Origin of the sequence: Amycolatopsis samaneae, assembly GCF_039541975.1 — a bacterium.
Classification (GTDB): domain Bacteria; phylum Actinomycetota; class Actinomycetes; order Mycobacteriales; family Pseudonocardiaceae; genus Amycolatopsis; species Amycolatopsis samaneae.
Genome location: NZ_BAABHG010000015.1, coordinates 13,288 through 31,112 on the forward strand (window position 1 = coordinate 13,288; position 17,825 = coordinate 31,112).

General features: G+C 70.1%; 18 protein-coding genes. 10 read left to right on the forward strand and 8 right to left on the reverse strand.

Features of this window, described 5'->3' with window-relative positions; all coding sequences use genetic code 11:
- Positions 1-63: 63 nt before the first annotated feature.
- The gene (locus tag ABD987_RS33380; protein ID WP_345404017.1) at positions 64-243 is read right to left on the reverse strand and encodes a hypothetical protein; all 180 of its coding nucleotides are present in this window, start codon (positions 241-243) and stop codon (positions 64-66) included.
- 144 nt (positions 244-387) lie between these two features.
- Here ABD987_RS33380 and ABD987_RS33385 point away from each other — a divergent pair, with 144 nt between their 5' ends.
- Complete coding sequence (locus tag ABD987_RS33385; RefSeq protein ID WP_345403343.1) at positions 388-1,380, forward strand: carbohydrate kinase family protein; 993 nt, start codon at positions 388-390, stop codon at positions 1,378-1,380.
- Between the two features lie 93 nt (positions 1,381-1,473).
- On the opposite strand, the gene asnB is transcribed toward ABD987_RS33385, so the two are convergent.
- Positions 1,474-3,408 (reverse strand): asparagine synthase (glutamine-hydrolyzing), encoded by a 1,935-nt coding sequence (asnB, locus tag ABD987_RS33390; protein WP_345403346.1) that lies wholly within the window; start codon positions 3,406-3,408, stop codon positions 1,474-1,476.
- Positions 3,409-3,601: 193 nt separating this feature from the next.
- Here asnB and ctaC point away from each other — a divergent pair, with 193 nt between their 5' ends.
- Positions 3,602-4,546, forward strand: a complete 945-nt coding sequence (ctaC, locus tag ABD987_RS33395) for an aa3-type cytochrome oxidase subunit II (RefSeq protein WP_345403349.1) — start codon at positions 3,602-3,604, stop codon at positions 4,544-4,546.
- A gap of 30 nt (positions 4,547-4,576) precedes the next feature.
- A complete protein-coding gene (locus tag ABD987_RS33400; protein WP_345403352.1) occupies positions 4,577-4,996 on the forward strand; it encodes a cytochrome c oxidase subunit 4 in 420 nt (139 codons plus the stop codon).
- Here ABD987_RS33400 and ABD987_RS33405 read toward each other — a convergent pair.
- Positions 4,944-5,876, reverse strand: a complete 933-nt coding sequence (locus tag ABD987_RS33405; RefSeq protein WP_345403355.1) for a DMT family transporter — start codon at positions 5,874-5,876, stop codon at positions 4,944-4,946. The genes ABD987_RS33400 and ABD987_RS33405 overlap by 53 nt on opposite strands.
- A gap of 82 nt (positions 5,877-5,958) precedes the next feature.
- Between ABD987_RS33405 and ABD987_RS33410 the strand changes: the two genes are divergently transcribed.
- Positions 5,959-6,918 (forward strand): GlxA family transcriptional regulator, encoded by a 960-nt coding sequence (locus ABD987_RS33410; RefSeq protein ID WP_345403358.1) that lies wholly within the window; start codon positions 5,959-5,961, stop codon positions 6,916-6,918.
- Positions 6,919-7,129: 211 nt separating this feature from the next.
- On the opposite strand, the gene trpD is transcribed toward ABD987_RS33410, so the two are convergent.
- From trpD to ABD987_RS33425, 3 genes are all read right to left on the reverse strand, one after another.
- Positions 7,130-8,182, reverse strand: a complete 1,053-nt coding sequence (gene trpD / locus ABD987_RS33415) for an anthranilate phosphoribosyltransferase (RefSeq protein WP_345403361.1) — start codon at positions 8,180-8,182, stop codon at positions 7,130-7,132.
- Positions 8,183-8,270: 88 nt separating this feature from the next.
- Positions 8,271-8,666, reverse strand: coding sequence for a response regulator (locus ABD987_RS33420; protein ID WP_345403364.1), 396 nt, complete (start codon positions 8,664-8,666; stop codon positions 8,271-8,273).
- A 63-nt stretch (positions 8,667-8,729) separates the two neighbouring features.
- The gene (locus ABD987_RS33425; RefSeq protein WP_345403367.1) at positions 8,730-9,167 is read right to left on the reverse strand and encodes a ribonuclease E inhibitor RraB; all 438 of its coding nucleotides are present in this window, start codon (positions 9,165-9,167) and stop codon (positions 8,730-8,732) included.
- Positions 9,168-9,262: 95 nt separating this feature from the next.
- Here ABD987_RS33425 and ctaE point away from each other — a divergent pair, with 95 nt between their 5' ends.
- From ctaE to qcrB, 4 genes are all read left to right on the forward strand, one after another.
- Positions 9,263-9,886: an aa3-type cytochrome oxidase subunit III gene (gene ctaE, locus ABD987_RS33430; protein ID WP_345403369.1), complete on the forward strand. Its 624-nt coding sequence runs from the start codon at positions 9,263-9,265 to the stop codon at positions 9,884-9,886.
- Between the two features lie 61 nt (positions 9,887-9,947).
- Complete coding sequence (qcrC, locus tag ABD987_RS33435) at positions 9,948-10,766, forward strand: cytochrome bc1 complex diheme cytochrome c subunit (protein ID WP_345403372.1); 819 nt, start codon at positions 9,948-9,950, stop codon at positions 10,764-10,766.
- Positions 10,763-11,899: a cytochrome bc1 complex Rieske iron-sulfur subunit gene (qcrA, locus tag ABD987_RS33440; protein WP_345403375.1), complete on the forward strand. Its 1,137-nt coding sequence runs from the start codon at positions 10,763-10,765 to the stop codon at positions 11,897-11,899. Before qcrC ends, qcrA begins: the two co-directional genes overlap by 4 nt.
- Entirely contained in the window at positions 11,896-13,542 is a 1,647-nt protein-coding gene (gene qcrB, locus ABD987_RS33445) for a cytochrome bc1 complex cytochrome b subunit (RefSeq protein WP_345403378.1), read from the forward strand. The genes qcrA and qcrB overlap by 4 nt, the downstream gene beginning before the upstream one ends.
- Before the next feature lie 205 nt (positions 13,543-13,747).
- On the opposite strand, the gene ABD987_RS33450 is transcribed toward qcrB, so the two are convergent.
- Both ABD987_RS33450 and ABD987_RS33455 read right to left on the reverse strand, forming a co-directional pair.
- The gene (locus ABD987_RS33450; protein ID WP_345403381.1) at positions 13,748-14,032 is read right to left on the reverse strand and encodes an Lrp/AsnC family transcriptional regulator; all 285 of its coding nucleotides are present in this window, start codon (positions 14,030-14,032) and stop codon (positions 13,748-13,750) included.
- A 58-nt stretch (positions 14,033-14,090) separates the two neighbouring features.
- Positions 14,091-15,809 carry a DEDD exonuclease domain-containing protein gene (locus tag ABD987_RS33455; protein WP_345403384.1) on the reverse strand — a complete coding sequence of 573 codons (1,719 nt, stop codon included), beginning with the start codon at positions 15,807-15,809 and terminating at the stop codon, positions 14,091-14,093.
- Between the two features lie 95 nt (positions 15,810-15,904).
- On the opposite strand from ABD987_RS33455, the gene ABD987_RS33460 reads away from it, so the two are divergent.
- Complete coding sequence (locus ABD987_RS33460; RefSeq protein ID WP_345403387.1) at positions 15,905-17,296, forward strand: NYN domain-containing protein; 1,392 nt, start codon at positions 15,905-15,907, stop codon at positions 17,294-17,296.
- 109 nt (positions 17,297-17,405) lie between these two features.
- Positions 17,406-17,651 carry a hypothetical protein gene (locus ABD987_RS33465; RefSeq protein WP_345403390.1) on the forward strand — a complete coding sequence of 82 codons (246 nt, stop codon included), beginning with the start codon at positions 17,406-17,408 and terminating at the stop codon, positions 17,649-17,651.
- Positions 17,652-17,825 lie beyond the last annotated feature (174 nt).

The window sequence follows — 17,825 nt, forward strand, 5'->3', positions numbered from 1 at the left end:
CCGGAGAAGGCCGTTACCCCGCTCGGGGGTAACGGCCTTCTCCGTTCCTGGATGCTGTTTCGGTCAGACGTACGCGTCGAGCTCGGCGACCTGCGCGTGGCACGCGTCGTCGACGGTCCACGGCGGCGCCGCCTCACGCGGCAGGGGCAGGTTCTCGGCCTGGAGAGCGGCCGGGATATGCGCGCAGTCGGCGATCAGCTCGCCGATGTTTTCCGGTTCCGGGGCGACGTTCAGGGCGTTCACGACGGTCACGCTATTGATCCGTACCCCAGCCGGAAAGCAGTACCAGCCGGTAGTGTCGTCTCGTGCGCGCGAACTACCCGTACGGGTTACGACTCGCGGGTAACTTGCGTCCCCAGCCGAGGTCGAAGAACTAGAGGAGTACCGGTGGCAGACAAGGCCAGGATCGCGGTGTCCGGCAGTATCGCAACCGACCATCTGATGCACTTCCCCGGCAGGTTCGCCGAGCAACTCGTCGCCGAGCAGCTGCACCGGGTGTCGCTGAGCTTCCTCGCCGACGACCTCGTGGTCCGGCGCGGCGGGATCGGCGCGAACATCGCGTTCGGGCTCGGTGTGCTCGGGGTCCGGCCGGTGCTGGTCGGCGCCGTCGGCGCGGACTTCGCCGACTACCGGTCCTGGCTCGAACGCCACGGTGTGGACACTTCCGGCGTCCTCGTCTCCGAGGTCGCGCACACCGCGCGGTTCGTCTGCACCACCGACCAGGACCTGTGCCAGATCGCCACGTTCTACGCCGGCGCGATGGCCGAGTCGCGCAACATCGAGCTGCTGCCGATCGCCGAGCGCGCCGGCGAGCTCGGCCTCGTGATGATCAGCCCGGACGACCCGGACGGCATGATCCGCCACGCCGAGGAGTGCCGTCAGCGCGGGTACGACTTCGCCGTCGACCCCTCGCAGCAGCTGGCCAGGATGGACGGCGCGCAGGCGCGCGCGTTCGTCGCCGGGGCGAAGTACCTGTTCAGCAACGACTACGAGTGGGAACTGCTGCTCCAGAAGACCGGCTGGAACGAGGCCGACGTGCTCGGCCAGGTCGGGATGCGGATCACCACGCTGGGCGAGAAGGGCGTCGAGATCGTCGGCAAGGACGGCGTCTCGCTGACCGTCGGCGCCGTTCCCGAGCGGGCCAAGGTCGACCCGACCGGTGTCGGCGACGGCTTCCGCGCCGGGTTCCTCGCCGGTCTCGACGGCGGTCTCGGCGTCGAGCGTTCCGCGCAGCTCGGCTCGATGATCGCGGTGCTGGTGCTGGAGACCGTCGGCCCCCAGGAATGGACGTTCGACCGCGCCGACGCGCTGGCCCGCATCGGTGAGACCTTCGGGCCGGCCGCCGCCGACGAGATCGCCGGTGTCCTCCCCGCCGCTTGATCCACTTGTCCGTGTGACAGGACAGAAAGGTCCGTGGGGGCCTCCTTGAGGGATCTGGAGTCCCTCAAGGAGGCCCCCACGGACCATCCGGGGCTAGAGCTTGACGGGGTAGACCGGCTCGGGGACCTCGGGCTTGATGCGGTGCTCGACGAAGATCCCGTGCCAGATCATGAACACCAGCAGCGCCCAGATCTGCCTGCTCCGGTCGAACTGCCCGGCCTTGTGCTCCTCCAGCAGCGCCAGCACGGCGTTCTTGTCGAGCAGCGCGTCGGTCTTCGAGTCCGCGATGATCCCGCGGGCCCAGTCGTACATCTCGTCCCGCAGCCAGTGCCGGATCGGTACCGGGAAGCCGAGCTTCTTCCGGTTGATCACGTGCGGCGGGATGATCTTGGTCAGCGCCTTGCGCAGCGCGTACTTCGTGGTGCCGCCCGCCAGCTTCTGGTTCAGCGGGATGGTCGAGGCGACCTTGAACACCTCGGCGTCGAGGAAGGGCACCCGCAGCTCCAGCGAGTTCGCCATGGTCACCTTGTCCGCCTTGACCAGGATGTCGCCGCGCAGCCAGGTGAACAGGTCGACGTGCTGCATCCGCGCGACCGGGTCCCAGCCCTGGGACTCGCGGTACCAGGGCGCGGTGACGTCCATGAAGCCGATGCCCTCGGCGAAGTCCGGCATGACCGCGCGCAGCTGCGCGTCGCGGAAGTTGCGCGCGTTGCCGTAGTAGCGCTCCTCCAGTGTCAGCGCGCCGCGCCGCAGCAGATCCTTGCCGCGGGTGCCCTCGGGGATCTTCGTCGACACCTTGCCGAGCAGCTTCCGCACGCCACCGGGGATCTTCTCGAACGGCGCCAGCGACACCGGTTCGCCGTAGATCGTGTAGCCGCCGAACAGCTCGTCCGCGCCCTCGCCGGACAGCACCGCCTTGACCCGCTTGCGGGCCTCGCGGGCGATGAACCACAGCGGGATCAGCGCCGGGTCGGCCACCGGGTCGTCGAGGTACCAGACGATCAGCGGCAGGGTTTCCATCATCTCGTCCGCCGACACGATGCGGACCACGTGCTCGACCCCGATCGCCGCGGCCGACTCGGCGGCGACGTCCACTTCCGAGTAGCCCTCGCGCTCGAACCCGCTGGTGAACGCGATGAGGTTCGGGTTGTGCTCCTTCGCCAGCGTCGCGGTCGCGGTCGAGTCGATGCCGCCGGAGAGGAAGGCGCCGACCGTGACGTCCGGGTCGGAGATCATGTGCTTGGACACCGAGTCGCGCATCACATCGGCGATGCGTTCGTACAGCGCCTCCGCTTCGGCCTCGCTGTTCACCGGCTTCACGGCGAACTGCGGGTGGAAGTACCGCGTGAACTTCACCTCACCGCCGGGAGAGAGGCGGAACGACGTCCCGGACTCGACGCGGCGGATGGCGGTGTGCATCGACTCGGGCTCGGGCACGTACTGCAGGACCAGGTAGTGCTGCAGGGCGGTGCGGTCCAGCTCCTCGGCGACGCCGAGGGTGTCCGACAGCTCCAGCAGGGACTTCTTCTCGCTGGAGAATGCGATCCCGCCCGGTCCGGCGGAGTAGAACAGCGGCTTGATGCCGAACGGGTCGCGGGCACCGAAGACGAGCTTCTCCTGCGAGTCCCAGATCAGGAACGCGAACATGCCGCGCAGCTTCTTGACCGCGTCCTCGCCGAGGTAGTGGTACGCCGCGACGATCGCCTCGCCGTCACCCTCGGTGTTGAACTTCGCGCCGTGCTCCTTCGTGAGCTCTTCTCGCAGCTCACGGTAGTTGTAGATCTCGCCGTTGAAGTTCAGCGTGTACCGCGTCGGCGCCTCCGGCGGCCCCCAGACCAGGGGCTGGTGCGCGTGGTCGACGTCGATGAACGCGAGCCGGTTGAAGCCGTAGACGACCTCGGCGTCGGCCCAGGTGTCCTGCTCGTCGGGGCCGCGGTGGCGCTGGCAGCGCATCGCCGCGCCGACGGCGTCACGGGCGTTCGCAGCGTCGGTTTCGGTGGCGCAGATCAGTCCAAGCAGGCCGCACACGTGTACTCACACACCTCTGGTCGTGGCCGGGGTCTGGGAAGGGCCCAGTATGCCGCGCGCCGCCGTCACCCGGCCGTGGTGGGTGACACGTATGCCACGCGTACCCCTTGGGGGGCGGTACGCGTGAACTCAGCTAGGCTCCGCGTGTCACGAAGATCGGTCGAGGAGGCTCTGGGTGAAAGGGCGAGGCGCAGTGGGAAATCCAGGGCGCACCCCGGTGGGTAAGCGGGTCGGCCGCGTCGCCGCGCTGGTGGTGCTGGTCGCTCTGACCGCGACGGGCTGCTCGGGCGACGAGATCCTCCGGTTCGGCTGGCCGGTCGGGGTCACCCCGCAGGCGAACGACATGCGGTGGCTGTGGACCTGGACCGTGATCGCCGCGCTGGCGGTCGGTGTCATCGTGTGGGCGCTGATCTTCTGGACCGCGACCTTCCACCGCAAGAAGAAGACGGCCCCCGGCGAGGAAGAGGAACTGCCCCGTCAGTTCCAGTACAACATCCCGCTGGAGCTGTTCACCGTCGTCGTCCCGACGATCATGGTCTGCGTGCTGTTCTTCTTCACCGCGACGACCGAGAGCAAGGTTCTGGACAAGAAGCCGAACCCGGACGTCACCGTGGACGTGATCGCCTTCCAGTGGAACTGGGAGTTCAAGTACGAGGGCGACAAGGCCAAGCGTGCGGACGGCGGCCAGGTCAGCACGGTCGGCTCGTCCGGTGAGATCCCGCTGCTGGTGCTCCCGACGAACAAGACGATCGAGTACAAGCTGCGGTCGACCGACGTCATCCACTCCTTCTGGGTCCCGGAGTTCCACTTCAAGCGGGACGTCATGCCGGACCCGGAGAAGAACAACCAGGACTTCTCCTTCCAGAACTCCATCGACCGCGAAGGTTCCTTCGTCGGCCGGTGCGCGGAGCTGTGCGGCACCTACCACTCGGTGATGAACTTCGAGGTCCGCGCGCTGTCGCCGGACAAGTACGATCAGTACATCCAGCTGCGTACGCAGACGAACCCGAAGACCGGCAAGCCGAACACCGCGTCCGAGGCGTTGACGGCGATGAACTGTGGCGAGCTGTGCAGCCCGTTCGCGGTCACCACCAAGCCGTTCAACACCGACCGCACCGCACGAACCGCGACCAACTGACCCGGTTCGAAGCTTCGAAAGGAAACCTCCATGAAGGTCGAGGCGCGGATCTTCGACATCGTCGCGGGCTTTGCCTTCGTCGTCGCCGCCGTCTACGGGTTCATGACCCACTACATGAGCGGCTACGGTACCGAGCCGATCGGTGTGGTCGCCCTGATCCTCACCGGCGGGCTCGCCCTGCTCGCCGGGAGCTACCTGCGGTTCGTCTCCCGGCGGATCGAGGCGCGGCCGGAGGACCGCGAGGACGCGGAGATCAGTGACGGCGCCGGTGAGCTGGGCTTCTTCAGCCCGGGCAGCTACTGGCCGGTCGGCCTGGCCGCCTCGGCCGCGCTCGGCGGTCTCGCGCTCGCGTTCTTCCACGTGTGGCTCCTGATCATCGCGATCGTGGCCCTGCTGATCACGATCGGCGGGCTGGTGTTCGAGTACCACACGGGCCCGAGTCACCACTGAGTTTCACCCCGGTCCTGGCGGCACGGCGCGGAGCGAGCGCCGCCGCCAGGACCGCGAGCATGCCCGCCACCTCCGGCCAGCCGGGCCGGTGGCCGTAGGCGAGAACGTCCACGAGCACCGCGACCACCGGGTACACATAGGACAGCAGGGCGACCGTGGTCGTCGGCAGCTTCCCGATGCTCGCGTAGATCAGCACGTACATCAGCGCCGTGTGCACGGTGCCCAGCAGGACCAGCCACAGCAGCCCGGAAGCCGTCGAAGGCAGCGGCGTCAGCAGCAACGCGGGCGCGAGCAGGACGGCGCCGACCGCGCACTGGACCGCCGCCAGCAGATGCGGCCGGACGTGGGTGAGCTGTTTGGCCACGAACGACGCCCCCGCGTAGAGCACGGCCGCGCCAAGCGCGAGGCCGATTCCCGCCAGCCGCACGGGTTTCCCGTCCTCGCCGTGCGCGGACAACGAGATCACCGCGACACCCGCGAACGCGATGCCCGCGCGGACCAGGTGGTTCTTCGTCACCTTCTCGCCGAGGAAAGCCGCGGCGAGACCGACCAGGATCAGTGGCTGGGTGTGGTAGACGACCGTGCTGACGGAGATCGACGACAGCGCGTACGAGGCGAACAACAGCACCCAGTTCCCGACCAGGAAGACGCCGCCCAGTACCGCGAGCAGCAGGTCGCGGCGAGTGGGCCGCCAGGTGTGCAGCCAGCCGCGCGCGGCGCACCACAGGAGCAGCAGGACGCCGCCGACGAGGCAGCGCGCGAACGCCACGGCCGGTGCCGCCGCGCCGCTTTCCAGCACGACCGCGCCGATGGTGCCGGACAGGGCCATGGCCGCCGACCACTGCAGCAGGGGCCGTTTTTCGGGGGAGAGGTTCGTCATGCCGTCCACCTTCGCCGGGTGAGCGTCGAGCGACCAGTGTCAGAAATGACATCGGGCGCAAAACTTGTGACATGCTGGCCGGGTGGATGTGAACCGTGTCGCGGTCGTGCTCGCCGACCAGGTGTCGCCGTTCGAGCTCGGGGTCGCCTGTGAGGTGTTCGGCACCGACCGCAGCGCGTCCGGAATGGACGGTTGGGACTTCGCTGTCTGCGCCCCCGAAGGCGCGAAAGTCATGAGCTGGTCCGGTTTCGGGCTCACCGGGTTGTCCTCTTTGGACTTCGCGGCGAGCGCGGACCTGCTCGTCGTGCCTACCTGCGCGCCCCGGACGGCGCCGCCGCCGGAACCGGTGCTCGACGTGCTGCGGGACGCGGCCGCGCGCGGGGCGTGGGTGGCCGGGTTCTGCGCCGGGGTGTTCACCCTGGGCTACGCGGGCCTGCTCGACGGGCGGCGCTGCACCGTGCACTGGGTGTACGAGGCCGAGTTCCGGGAGCGCTTTCCCACCGCCGACGTCGATCCGCAGGCCCTGTACGTGGACGACGAGGGTGTCCTGACCAGCGCGGGGACCGTGGCCGCGGTGGATCTGTGCCTGCACCTGGTGCGGCGGCTGCGCGGGGTCGCCGCCGCGACGGCGCTGGCCCGGCGGATGGTCGCCGCGCCCCACCGGACGGGCGGCCAGGCGCAGTTCGTCGAGGCACCCGTCCCGGCGACCGCGGCGCCCGGCGACTCCGTCGTGGCGGAGGCGCTGGAATGGGTCGAACGGCGGCTCGACCGGCCCTTCAGCGTCGCGGAGCTGGCCCGGCGCAGCGGACTGGGGGAGCGGACGTTCCTGCGGCGGTTCTCGGCGGCCACCGGCACGACACCGCATCGCTGGCTGACCGAGCGGCGGCTCGACCGCGCACAGGCCCTGCTGGAAGAGGGACGCCTGTCGGTCGAGGACATCGCGGTGGCGTGCGGATACGCGTCCGCCGCCGCGCTGCGTCACCAGTTCGCCCGGTTGCGCGCGACGACGCCGACCGCCTACCGCGCCGCGTTCCGGGGCTGAGCGCCGAGCGTTCCGGCCGTGCGCTGCTCGTGCGCCCCAATGTGGCATTGGGTGCGCTGGACGCACCGAACGCCACATTGGATGCGTTGGACGCAGCGAACGCCACATTGGGTGCTCCGCCCTTGCCCCCACCGCCGCCCTCATCGGAGACGCTCCGCGTCCCGCCCCGATTCCACGCAGCGAACGCCACAGTGGAGCGCTGGGGCCAGGCTCAGGAGCGGGCCTGGGCGGAGAAGGCGATCCAGCGGTCCAGCAGTGCCGCGGCGGCGCCCGAGTCGACGGCGGTGGCGGCCCGGTCCAGCGCCGCGGTGAGGTCGTCCTCGAACGATCCGGTGAAGCCGGTGAACGCGGCGAGTGCGGCGGCGGCGTTGATCAGCACCGCGTCCCGCACCGGGCCCGTCTTGCCGCCGACGAGGTCCCGCACCACCTGGGCGTTGGCTGCGGCGTCCCCGCCGCGCAGGTCTTCGGCGGTGGCACGGGCGATGCCGACCGAGGCCGGGTCGAAGACGCGCTCGGTCACCTCGCCGTCCGAGACGACCCACACCGACGAGGTCGTCGTGGTGGTGATCTCGTCGAGACCGTCGTCACCCCGCACGACCAGCACCGAGGCGCCGCGCCGGGCGAAGACCTCGGCGAACACCCGGGTCTTGTCCGGGTAGGCGCAGCCGATCAGCGCGCTGCCCGGCTGCGCCGGATTGGTCAGCGGGCCGAGCAGGTTGAACATCGTGGGCACGCCGAGCTGGCTGCGCACCGGGCCCGCGTGCCGCAGGGCGGGATGGAACGTCGGCGCGAAGCAGAACCCGATGCCCAGCTCGGCGACGCTGCGCCGGACACCGTCGGGCGGCAGGTCGATCGCGACGCCGAGCGCCTCGAGCACGTCGGCCGCCCCGGACTTCGACGAGGCGCTGCGGTTGCCGTGCTTGACCACCGGCGCGCCGGCGGCGGCCGTGACGAGCGTCGCCATGGTGGAGATGTTCACCGAGTTCGACCGATCGCCGCCGGTACCGACGATGTCCACCGCCGCGCCGTCGATCCGCACCCGGTACGCGTGCGCCAGCATCGCCTCGGCCAGCCCCGAGACCTCGGCCGGGGTCTCGCCCTTGATGCGCAGCGCGATCGCGAACCCGGCGATCTGGGCCGGGGTCGCGGCGCCGGACATGATCTGGTCCATCGCCCACGCCGTGTCGGCCTCGGCGAGGTCGGTACGTGCGATCAGCTGGTTGAGCAGGGACGGCCAGGTGCGGGGGACGGGGGTGTCGCTCATGCGATCGTCTCGCTCCGCGAGGCGGTGTTTAATCTCTTTCGGCGCATGGTATCCACGATTCGCTCGCAGGCTTCGCTCAGGTGGCGGGTCAGCCGTTGACGGCGGGCACCCGGCGTGCGCGCAGCACGTCGGCCACCGTCTCCGCCGCGGTCAGCGGGTCGAGCGGGTGCACGAGCACGGCCTCCGCGCGCGACCAGGTCGCCAGCCAGCGGTCGTCCCTGCGCCGCACGGCGACCACGATCGGCGGGCAGTCGGTGATCTCGCTCTTGAGCTGGCGGCACAGCCCGATGCCGCCGGTCGGCTGCGCCTCACCGTCCAGGATGGCCAGGTCGACCTGACCGGCGTCCATCTCGCTGAGCACGTCCGCGATCCCGGCCGCCTCGACGTAGTCCACCCGGTCCAGGTCGGCGGCGGGGCGGCGGCCGATCGCGTTCACGATCGCCTCGCGTACCTCCGCCTTGTGGCTGAACACCAGGATCCGCATGTGGCACGCCTCCAGCTCGTCTCGTCACCGTGGACCCCGCGATCGTATCCGGCATGACCGACATCACGCGGGCGCGGTCGGTGACTCACCCGGTTGCCGGGCGTCCCAGCCCAGGGAGTCGCCGCCGAGCCGCTGGGCGAGTCCCGCCATCCGCGAGCGTTCCTGCGCGCAGTGCAGCGCGTCGAGGACCTGGACGCGCTGCGCCTCGACCCGGGCGAGCGCGTCGGCGGAATCTTCCGTTTCGGCGGGTTCGCGCAGGTCCCAGCCGTCCTGGGCGAGGATCGCCGCGGCTTCGGCGACCCGCTCGCGGGGCAGCGTGAGGTGATGCCGGAGCACGGCGGGCGCGTCGGGTACCCAGCCGGGTGAACGCGCGAGCACCGAGGAGTCCGCCTCGGCCGGATCGAAGGCTTCCACGACGATCTTCAGCCCGGGCGTGTCCGGTGTCAGAGCGGGACTTTCCCGCTTCTTCAGCAGGTCACGCAGCTGCTTCAGGAAACTCATGAGTAGCTCTCACCTTCGGCGGGTGGCGATGTGATCGGATCCGCACGCGACCCGCCGTGGACCCGAAGGGCGGGGTGCCGGTGCGAGAGGACATAATGCGACGCGTGACAACGGCAGCTCCCACCATCAGTCAGCGGGTCCACTCGCTGAACCGGCCGAACATGGTCAGTGTCGGCACCATCGTGTGGCTGTCCAGCGAGCTGATGTTCTTCGCCGGACTGTTCGCGATGTTCTTCACCGTCAAGGCGCAGAACTCCTCCGGCCACTGGCCGCCGCCGCTGCACGGTGAGCCCTTCCACCTCAACGTCGCGTACGCGATCCCGTTCACGGTGATCCTGGTGCTGTCCTCGTTGACCTGCCAGTTCGGCGTGTTCGCCGCGGAGCGGGGCGACGTCTACGGGCTGCGCCGGTGGTACATCGTCACGTTGATCATGGGCGCCATCTTCGTCGGTGGTCAGGGCAACGAGTACCTGAACCTGATCGACGAGGGGCTGACGATCCCGTCCGGCCCGTTCGGCACGGTGTTCTACCTGGCGACCGGTTTCCACGGTCTGCACGTGATCGGCGGTCTGATCGCCTTCGTGTACCTGCTCATCAGGACCAAGCTGAGCAAGTTCACGCCGGCGCAGGCCACCTCGGCGATCGTCGTGTCCTACTACTGGCATTTCGTCGACATCGTGTGGGTCGGCCTCTTCGCGGTGATCTACATCATTCCCTGATCCCGCTCCGCCGCCACCACGTTCACTATCGGCCTGAACTGACAGCAAGGGTTGCCGCAAGATGACCACCAGCAAGAAAACCTCGGAGCGCCGGTACCGCGCGCGGTCGAAGCTGCGGAGGCGGTTCGCCGGCCTGCTCGCACTCGGTGTCGCGCTGGTGGGGGCGGGCGCGCTGTACGCCGTGTTCGCCCCGGAGCCGCAGACCGCGACCGCGCAGGGCGATCCGGCCCTGCTGCGTCAGGGCGAGCAGGTCTACAACAACACCTGCATCGAGTGCCACGGCGCGAACCTCGAGGGTGTCAAGGACCGCGGCCCGAGCCTGATCGGCATCGGCGACGCCGCGGTGTACTTCCAGACCTCGTCCGGCCGCATGCCCGCCGTCCGCCAGGAGGCGCAGATCGCGCGGAAGCCGGCGAAGCTGTCCGAGAGCGAGATCGACGCGGTCGGCGCCTACATCCAGGCGCACGGCGGCGGTGTGCAGCGCCCCGCGGAACGCGGTGAGGCGCTGCGCGGCTCGGACCCGGCGCGTGGTGGCGAGCTGTTCCGCCTCAACTGCGCGTCCTGCCACAACTTCACCGGTCGCGGCGGCGCCCTCTCGGCGGGCAAGTACGCGCCGAACCTGGACCCGGCCACCGAAGAGCAGATCTACGACGCGATGCTCACGGGGCCGCAGAACATGCCGAAGTTCTCCGACCGGCAGCTTTCGCCGGAGGAGAAGAAGGACATCGTGGCCTACGTCAAGTCCGTGTCCGACGGCAACAACAACCCTGGCGGTAACAGCCTCGGCGGGCTCGGCCCCGCTTCCGAGGGTCTGATCGCCTTCATCGTCGGGATCGCCGCGCTGGTCGGCGTGACGTTGTGGATTGGATCGAAGGCATGAGTGCCGAGGAGGGGCCGAAGCCGCCGACGGAGGCGGAACTGGCTGAAATGGACCGTGACCAGCTGCTCAAGCTGGGCGGCAAGCTGGACGGCGTCGAGATCGTCGACTACCCGGAGCCGTGGCCGGTCAAGGGGACCCGCGCCGAGCGGCGCGCCGAGCGCCTGGTGGCGTTCTGGTTCGCGCTCTCCGCGCTGGCCGGGCTCGCGTTCGTGGTCTCGCTCATCTGGTGGCCCTGGCAGTACAAGGAGCCGAACGACGAGCGCGGCGCGTTCCTCTACAGCCTGTACACGCCGTTGCTCGGCATCACGCTGGGTCTCGCGATCCTCGGGCTGGCCATCGGTGTGCTGCTCTACACGAAGAAGTTCGTCCCGGCCGAGACCGCGGTCCAGGAGCGGGGTGACGGCGGGTCGAAGGAGATCGACAAGGCCACGATCCTCGCCCACCTCGCCGACGCCGGGAACCGCAGCACCATCGCCCGCCGCTCGCTGATCAAGCGGACCGCCGGCGCGGGTGCCGGTGCCCTCGGCCTGGCGGCCGCGGCGCTGCCGGTGGCGTCCTTCATCAAGGACCCGTGGAAGAACTCGGACAACAAGGACTCGCTGTGGCACACCGGCTGGCAGCCGGCGCACCCCGGCGAGAAGGTCTACCTGCGCCGCAACACCGGCAAGCCCGAGGAGATCGTCCTGGTCAAGGCCGAGGACCTCGACGCGGGCGCGATGGAGACGGTGTTCCCGTTCCGCGAGTCCGAGCGGCACGACGAGCACGCGCTGTCCCAGGCGTTCAAGCGCTCGGACAACCCGGTCATGCTGATCCGCCTGCGCCCGACCGACGCCGCCCGCGTGGTCAAGCGCGAGGGTCAGGAGGACTTCAACTTCGGTGACCTGTACGCGTACACGAAGATCTGCAGCCACGTCGGCTGCCCGACTTCGCTGTACGAGCAGCGGACCAACCGGATCCTCTGCCCGTGCCACCAGTCCCAGTTCGACGCGCTCCACTACGGCAAGCCGATCTTCGGTCCGGCGACCCGGCCGCTTGCCCAACTGCCCATCACAGTGGACGATCAGGGTTACCTGTACGCGCGCGGTGACTTCATCGAGCCGGTCGGGCCGGCATTTTGGGAGCGCAAGTCATGAGTTCACTGACCACGCCGACGAAGGGCACGAGCCCGCTCGAAAAGAAGCTGGGCGAAGCGGCCAAGAACGCCGACGACCGCTACCACCTCGCCAAGGGCCTGCGGCACCAGTTCAACAAGGTGTTCCCGACCCACTGGTCCTTCCTGCTGGGCGAGATCGCGCTCTACAGCTTCATCATCCTGCTGCTCTCGGGTGTCTACCTGACGCTGTTCTTCGACCCCTCCATGCAGGAGGTCGTCTACCACGGCAGCTTCAAGAACCTGCAGGGCGTGGAGATGTCCCGCGCGTTCGCCACGACGCTGGACATCTCGTTCGACGTCCGGGGCGGGCTGTTCGTGCGGCAGCTGCACCACTGGGCCGCGCTGATCTTCGTCGCCTCGATGATGGTCCACATGCTCCGGATCTTCTTCACCGGCGCGTTCCGGCGCCCGCGTGAGGCGAACTGGATCATCGGTGGCCTGCTGCTGATCCTGGGCATGTTCGAGGGCTTCTTCGGCTACTCGCTGCCGGACGACCTGCTCTCCGGTACCGGTATCCGCGCGACCCTGTCGGGCATCGTGCTGTCGGTGCCGGTGATCGGCACCTGGATCCACTGGGCGCTGTTCGGCGGGGAGTTCCCCGGCGACCAGATCATCCCGCGGCTCTACACGATCCACATCCTGCTGCTGCCGGGCATCATGCTCGCGCTGGTCGGGGCGCACCTGGCGCTGGTCTGGTACCAGAAGCACACGCAGTTCCCCGGCGTGCGCCGCAAGGAGACCAACGTCGTCGGCGTGCGGATCATGCCGTACTTCGCCCTCAAGGGCGGCGCGTTCTTCGCGATGGTCACCGGTGTGCTCGCGCTGATGTCGGGCATCTTCCAGATCAACCCGATCTGGAACATCGGCCCGTACAACCCGGCGCAGGTGTCGGCGGGTTCGCAGCCGGACTGGTACATGGCATGGGCCGACGGCATGCTGCGGATCTGGCCCGCGTGGGAGGTCTACCTCGGGAAGTACACGATCCCGGCGGTGTTCTTCGCCGGCGCGGTCGGGATGCCGATCCTGATCGGCCTGCTGCTGGCGTACCCGATGATCGAGCGGAAGCTGTCGAAGGACACCGCGCACCACAACCTGCTGCAGCGGCCGCGGGACGCACCGGTCCGCACCGCGCTCGGTGCGATGGCGCTCGGGTTCTTCGCGGTCATCGAGCTGTCCGGCTTCAACGACATCATCGCCGACCAGTTCGACATCTCGCTGAACGCGACCACGTGGGCGGGCCGGATCGGGGTGCTGATCGTGCCGCCGATCGCGTACTACGTGACGTACCGGATCTGCCTCGGCCTGCAACGTGGCGACCGTGAGGTGCTGGAGCACGGTGTCGAGACCGGCATCATCAAGCGGCTCCCGCACGGTGAGTTCATTGAGATCCACCAGCCGCTGGGCGGAGTGGACGACCACGGCCACGCGGTCCCGCTGGAGTACCAGGGCGCGCCGGTGCCGAAGAAGATGAACAAGCTCGGATCCGCCGGACACGCCGTCCCCGGTTCGCTCTGGTCGCCGGACCCGGTCGAGGAGACCGCGGCGCTGGACCGGGCCCGTGGCAACGGTCACGGCGCTCCCGAGCTGGAGTCCTCGGAGTCGGGCAAGACCTCCGGTCACTGATCCACCGGAACTGCCGTTAAGGCCACCTTGCGGGCGTCAGACGCCCACAAGGTGGCCTTAACGGCGTTCTGGATGGGTTTTCGCGGATCGGCTATGGCGCGGACGAACGCCCCAATGTGGCATTGGGTGCGTTCAACGCAGCGAATGTGGCGTTCGGTGCGTCCAGTGCACCGAACGCCACATTGGGGCGCTGGACGGTGGCCGGTCAGTCGCCTTCGACGCCGATCTCGAACGCGGATTCGGTTTCGGCGGCGGAGTAGGAGCGGAAGGCGATGTGCGTGACGGTGTCGAGGACGCCGGGCACCTTGCCGATGCGGCCGGGGATGAGGTCGGCGAGATCCTCGTGGGCGGCGACGCGGACGGTGGCGATGAGGTCGACGTCCCCGGCGCACGAGTAGACCTCGCCGACGCCGTCGAGATCCGCGATCGCCTGCGCGGCGGACGGGATCGCGTCCGCTTCGACGTGGATCAGCACGATGGCGGTGATCACCGGTGTCCTCCCGAGTTCTGGTTGCTGCTGCGCGCGATCCTAGCCGGGTGCGCCGGGCTCAGTTCGTGGCCCGTTCCAGTGATCGCGCGCCCGCCGCCAGGTCGAGCCAGCCCGCCCAGCCCGCGACGGCGGCGGGTTCGGCCCACGGCCTGCTCGTCCGTACCAGCCGGACGCCGGGGCGGGCCAGCCAGCGGAGCAGGACGCCGACCTCCTCGGGGGCGGCACCGTGCAGCGGGCCGGGGCCGGGCAGCACGGTCTCGGCGGCGGCCACCAGGTGCTCGACGATCGGCATCGGTGGCACGCCGCGCCGGGCCACACCGGCCGAGGCGAGCCTGCCGTACCGGATGATCGCGAACTCCCAGCCGCCCGCGCCGTCCGGCGAGGCCGCGACGAGTTCGGTGATCGAGGCGAGCGCGGCCTGCCGATGGGCCCTGCCGACGGCGCGGACGAGGGCGGCGAGGTCGTCGCGGTGCCGGGCGGCCTGCTCGAAGTGCTGCCCTTCGGCGAGCCGGGCGAGATAGGCGGCGGCGCCGCGCAGCGGCCCGGCGTCGCGCCCGGCGATGAGTTCGGTGACGGCGTCGACGGCGGGGGAGTAGTCCTCGACGCTCTGCCGTCCGGCGCACGGCGCGCCACATCGGCCCAGCTCGGCGAGTACGCACGGCGTTCCCGAGGCGCTGGTCGGCGAGATGCGCTGGGTGCAGGTCCGCAGCCCGGACGCGCCGGCGAGGGTGTCGGCGGCGGTGCGGGCGTCGGCCTGGCTGCGGAACGGGCCGAGCACGCCGGGGCGGGGCGCCCGGATCACCGACAGCCGGGGAAAGGCCTCCTCGGTGAGCCCGATCCACCAGGCGTGGTGCGGGTTCTTCGACCGGCGGTTGTACATCGGCCGGTGCGCGGCGATGAGCCGCAGCTCGCGGATCTCCGCTTCGAGCGAGTGGGCGCACTCGACGGAGTCCACCCGTTCGGCGAGCGCGACCATCTCCCGGATCCGGCCGCGGCTTTCCGAGCCGGTGAAGTACTGCCGGACGCGGCGGCGGAGATCCTTGGCCGTGCCGACGTAGAGGACCTCGTCGCCCGGCCCGCGGAACAGGTACACCCCCGGCCGGGACGGCAGGTCGTGCGCGAGGTGCCGTTTCCGGCGCTGGGCGCCGGTGACCTCGGGCAGGTAGTCGACGAGTTCCTCCACCGTGTGCACGCCGAGGTTGCCGACCCGTTCCAGCAGCGCGTGCAGGACGTCGACGGTGGCGCGGGCGTCGTCGAGCGCGCGGTGGGTCGGCCGGGTGCGGGAACCGAGCAGCATGGCCAGCGAGGAGAGGCGGTAGCTGCGCGCCTCCTCGCGCGGGATCACCCGCCGGGCCAGCCGGACCGTGCACACGACCGTCGGTTTCGGCCAGGCGTAGCCGTGCCCTTCGCAGGCCGCGCGCATGAACGAGACGTCGAAGCCCGAGTTGTGCGCCACCAGGACGCTGCCGCCGATGAACTCGAGGAAGGCGGGCAGCACCCGGTCGATCCGCGGCGCGTCGTACAGCATCGCCTGGGTGATGCCGGTCAGCGAAACGATCTGCGGCGGGATCGGCGCGCCGGGGTCGACCAGCGTCGCGAACTCGCCGAGCACCTGCCCGCCGCGGACCTTGACCGCACCGATCTCGGTGATCCCGTGCGGCCCGGGTTTCGTGCCGGTGGTTTCCAGGTCGAACACGACGAAGGTGGTGTCCCGCAGGGGGGTGCCGAGCTCGTCGAAGGCCAGCTGAGCCTGGCCGGTGCGTCCACGCGGGTCCATGATCCCCGCACTGTAGGACCGCCCACCGACATTCCCGGCGCGTGCAAGGCGTCCCACGCGACGCGGATTCGGCGTACGGGGCCTACCCTGGACCAATGCACCCGCAGCCGGCCGACCCGGAACTGCCCGAGGACGCCACCGGCCCCTCGGGTGTCGTTCCGCGCCCGGACGACGAAACGGCCGAGGAGCCCTCTCGGCCCGAACCGGCGACGTGGCAGGCGCTGCCGGAGCCGGTCCGGGACCGGATCGCCGAACTGGCGGCCGCCGCGGTGGCGAAGCTCCCGGTCGCGGACGTGCCGAGGCAGCTGCGGCCGGTCGCGAAGTTCGCCCCGGCCAAGCGCGCGAAGCTCGGCGGGACGGCGCTGCTCACCGCGTTGGGCGAGTCCTCGCAGTTCCGCACCGCGGTCATCGAATGGCTGCGGGAACACCGCACGGACGTGCTCGACCCGAACGCCCCCGAATCGGTCGCCGCGGCCGCCGCCGCGGTGCTGCTCGGCGAGGCCAGCGCGGCGGGCCGGGTCCGGCTGGTGGCCAAGAACGCCGAGGAGACGGCGCTGCGGGCCGAACGGGACGCCGCGCTGGCCCGCAACCAGCGGCTGGAGGCCGAGCTGGCGCAGGTGCGGGCGGAGCTGGAGCAGGCACGGGAAGTCGCCGAGAACGCCCGTGGGGAGCGGGAAGCCGAGGTCGAGAAGCTGCTGAAGCGGCTGCGCGAGCAGGGCGTCCAGGTACGGCAGGCCAAGGACGCGGCCGAGGCCGCGCGCGCCGAGGCGGAGCACGGCTCGTCCGCGCGCGCGGACGAGATCGCCGCGCTGAACGCGCAACTGGAGCGGGAGCGGCAGCGGGTGGCGAACGAGCGGGCCCGCGCGGAGCGCGCGGTCGCCGACGCCGAGGTCGCGCGGCAGTCGGCCAGGGAGGCCCGTGAGGCCGACGAGGTGCGGCTCGGCCTGCTCATCGACACGATCGACGGCGCGGTCACCGGGCTGCGCCGTGAGCTGGCGCTGGGCGCCCGCGGGGCACGTCCGGCGGACATGGTCCGCGGTGCGCGCTCCGGGCTCGGGCAGGGCGGCCGGATCCAGGACGTCGCGGCGCTGGACCGGTACCTGGCGCTGCCGAACGTGCACCTTATCGTCGACGGCTACAACGTGACCAAGACCGGCTACCCGGAGCTGGCGCTCGCCGACCAGCGGGACCGGCTGATCCACCAGCTCTCGGCGCTGGCCGCGCGGACCGGCGCCGAGGTGACCGTCGTCTTCGACGGCGCGGGGGTACTCTCCGTCCCGGCCGCGGTGCCCCGCGGTGTCCGGGTGTTGTTCTCCGAGCGCGGTGTGCTCGCCGACGACGTCATCAGGTCGCTGGTCGCGGCCGAACCGGCCGGGCGGCCGATGGTGGTGGCGACCTCGGACCGGGCGGTCGCGGACTCGGTCCGCGGCGGCGGGGCGCATCCGGCGCCCTCGGCGGTGCTGGTCAGCCGGTTGAGCCGGGTCTAGGCACGCGTCGCGCGGTTTCCCGCGGGCCTCCGAGGGGTGAACGCGCGAAAACTGTCGGTGGTGGCTTCTACCGTGTTTTCCGACGGCACGGAACTGTGAGGAGCCCGACATGGACGACATCCGTCCCCGCCCGGTCGATGTGGACCTGGCCGAGATCGACACCCTGATCGTGGACTGTGACCGGTGCGCGGTCCGCGGCGACGCCTGCGCGGACTGTGTGGTGAGTGTGCTGCTCGGCGCACCGCCCTCGGTGGTGTGGGACGCCGACGAACGTCGCGCGGTCGACGCGCTCGCCGAGGCGGGAATGGTGCCGAAACTCCGGCTCGTACCCGAGGGAGGGCGACAATCCGCCTGACTCGCCCGATCCGTGGCTACGCGGTGAAAGGTCGATCCGCTCGGTAAACGGTCGGTAGTCGAAACGACACCGGATGAAGCCCCAGCGTGTGGCGGCTGTCACAGTATTTCTCCCGCGCTGGTCCGATGGTGTTTCCCGGCATCACGCAGAGTTTTTGACGGGGGCTTGGTGGAC

Excerpts from the sequence above, each read along its gene's own strand:
- ABD987_RS33400 (WP_345403352.1), top strand. The coding sequence starts at position 4,577 with ATGAAGGTCGAGGCGCGGATCTTCGACATCGTCGCGGGCTTTGCCTTC.
- ABD987_RS33405 (WP_345403355.1), bottom strand. The coding sequence starts at position 5,876 with ATGACGAACCTCTCCCCCGAAAAACGGCCCCTGCTGCAGTGGTCGGCG.
- trpD (WP_345403361.1), bottom strand. The coding sequence starts at position 8,182 with ATGAGCGACACCCCCGTCCCCCGCACCTGGCCGTCCCTGCTCAACCAG.
- ABD987_RS33420 (WP_345403364.1), bottom strand. The coding sequence starts at position 8,666 with ATGCGGATCCTGGTGTTCAGCCACAAGGCGGAGGTACGCGAGGCGATC.
- ABD987_RS33425 (WP_345403367.1), bottom strand. The coding sequence starts at position 9,167 with ATGAGTTTCCTGAAGCAGCTGCGTGACCTGCTGAAGAAGCGGGAAAGT.
- ctaE (WP_345403369.1), top strand. The coding sequence starts at position 9,263 with ATGCGACGCGTGACAACGGCAGCTCCCACCATCAGTCAGCGGGTCCAC.
- qcrC (WP_345403372.1), top strand. The coding sequence starts at position 9,948 with ATGACCACCAGCAAGAAAACCTCGGAGCGCCGGTACCGCGCGCGGTCG.
- qcrA (WP_345403375.1), top strand. The coding sequence starts at position 10,763 with ATGAGTGCCGAGGAGGGGCCGAAGCCGCCGACGGAGGCGGAACTGGCT.
- qcrB (WP_345403378.1), top strand. The coding sequence starts at position 11,896 with ATGAGTTCACTGACCACGCCGACGAAGGGCACGAGCCCGCTCGAAAAG.
- ABD987_RS33455 (WP_345403384.1), bottom strand. The coding sequence starts at position 15,809 with ATGGACCCGCGTGGACGCACCGGCCAGGCTCAGCTGGCCTTCGACGAG.
- ABD987_RS33460 (WP_345403387.1), top strand. The coding sequence starts at position 15,905 with ATGCACCCGCAGCCGGCCGACCCGGAACTGCCCGAGGACGCCACCGGC.
- ABD987_RS33465 (WP_345403390.1), top strand. The coding sequence starts at position 17,406 with ATGGACGACATCCGTCCCCGCCCGGTCGATGTGGACCTGGCCGAGATC.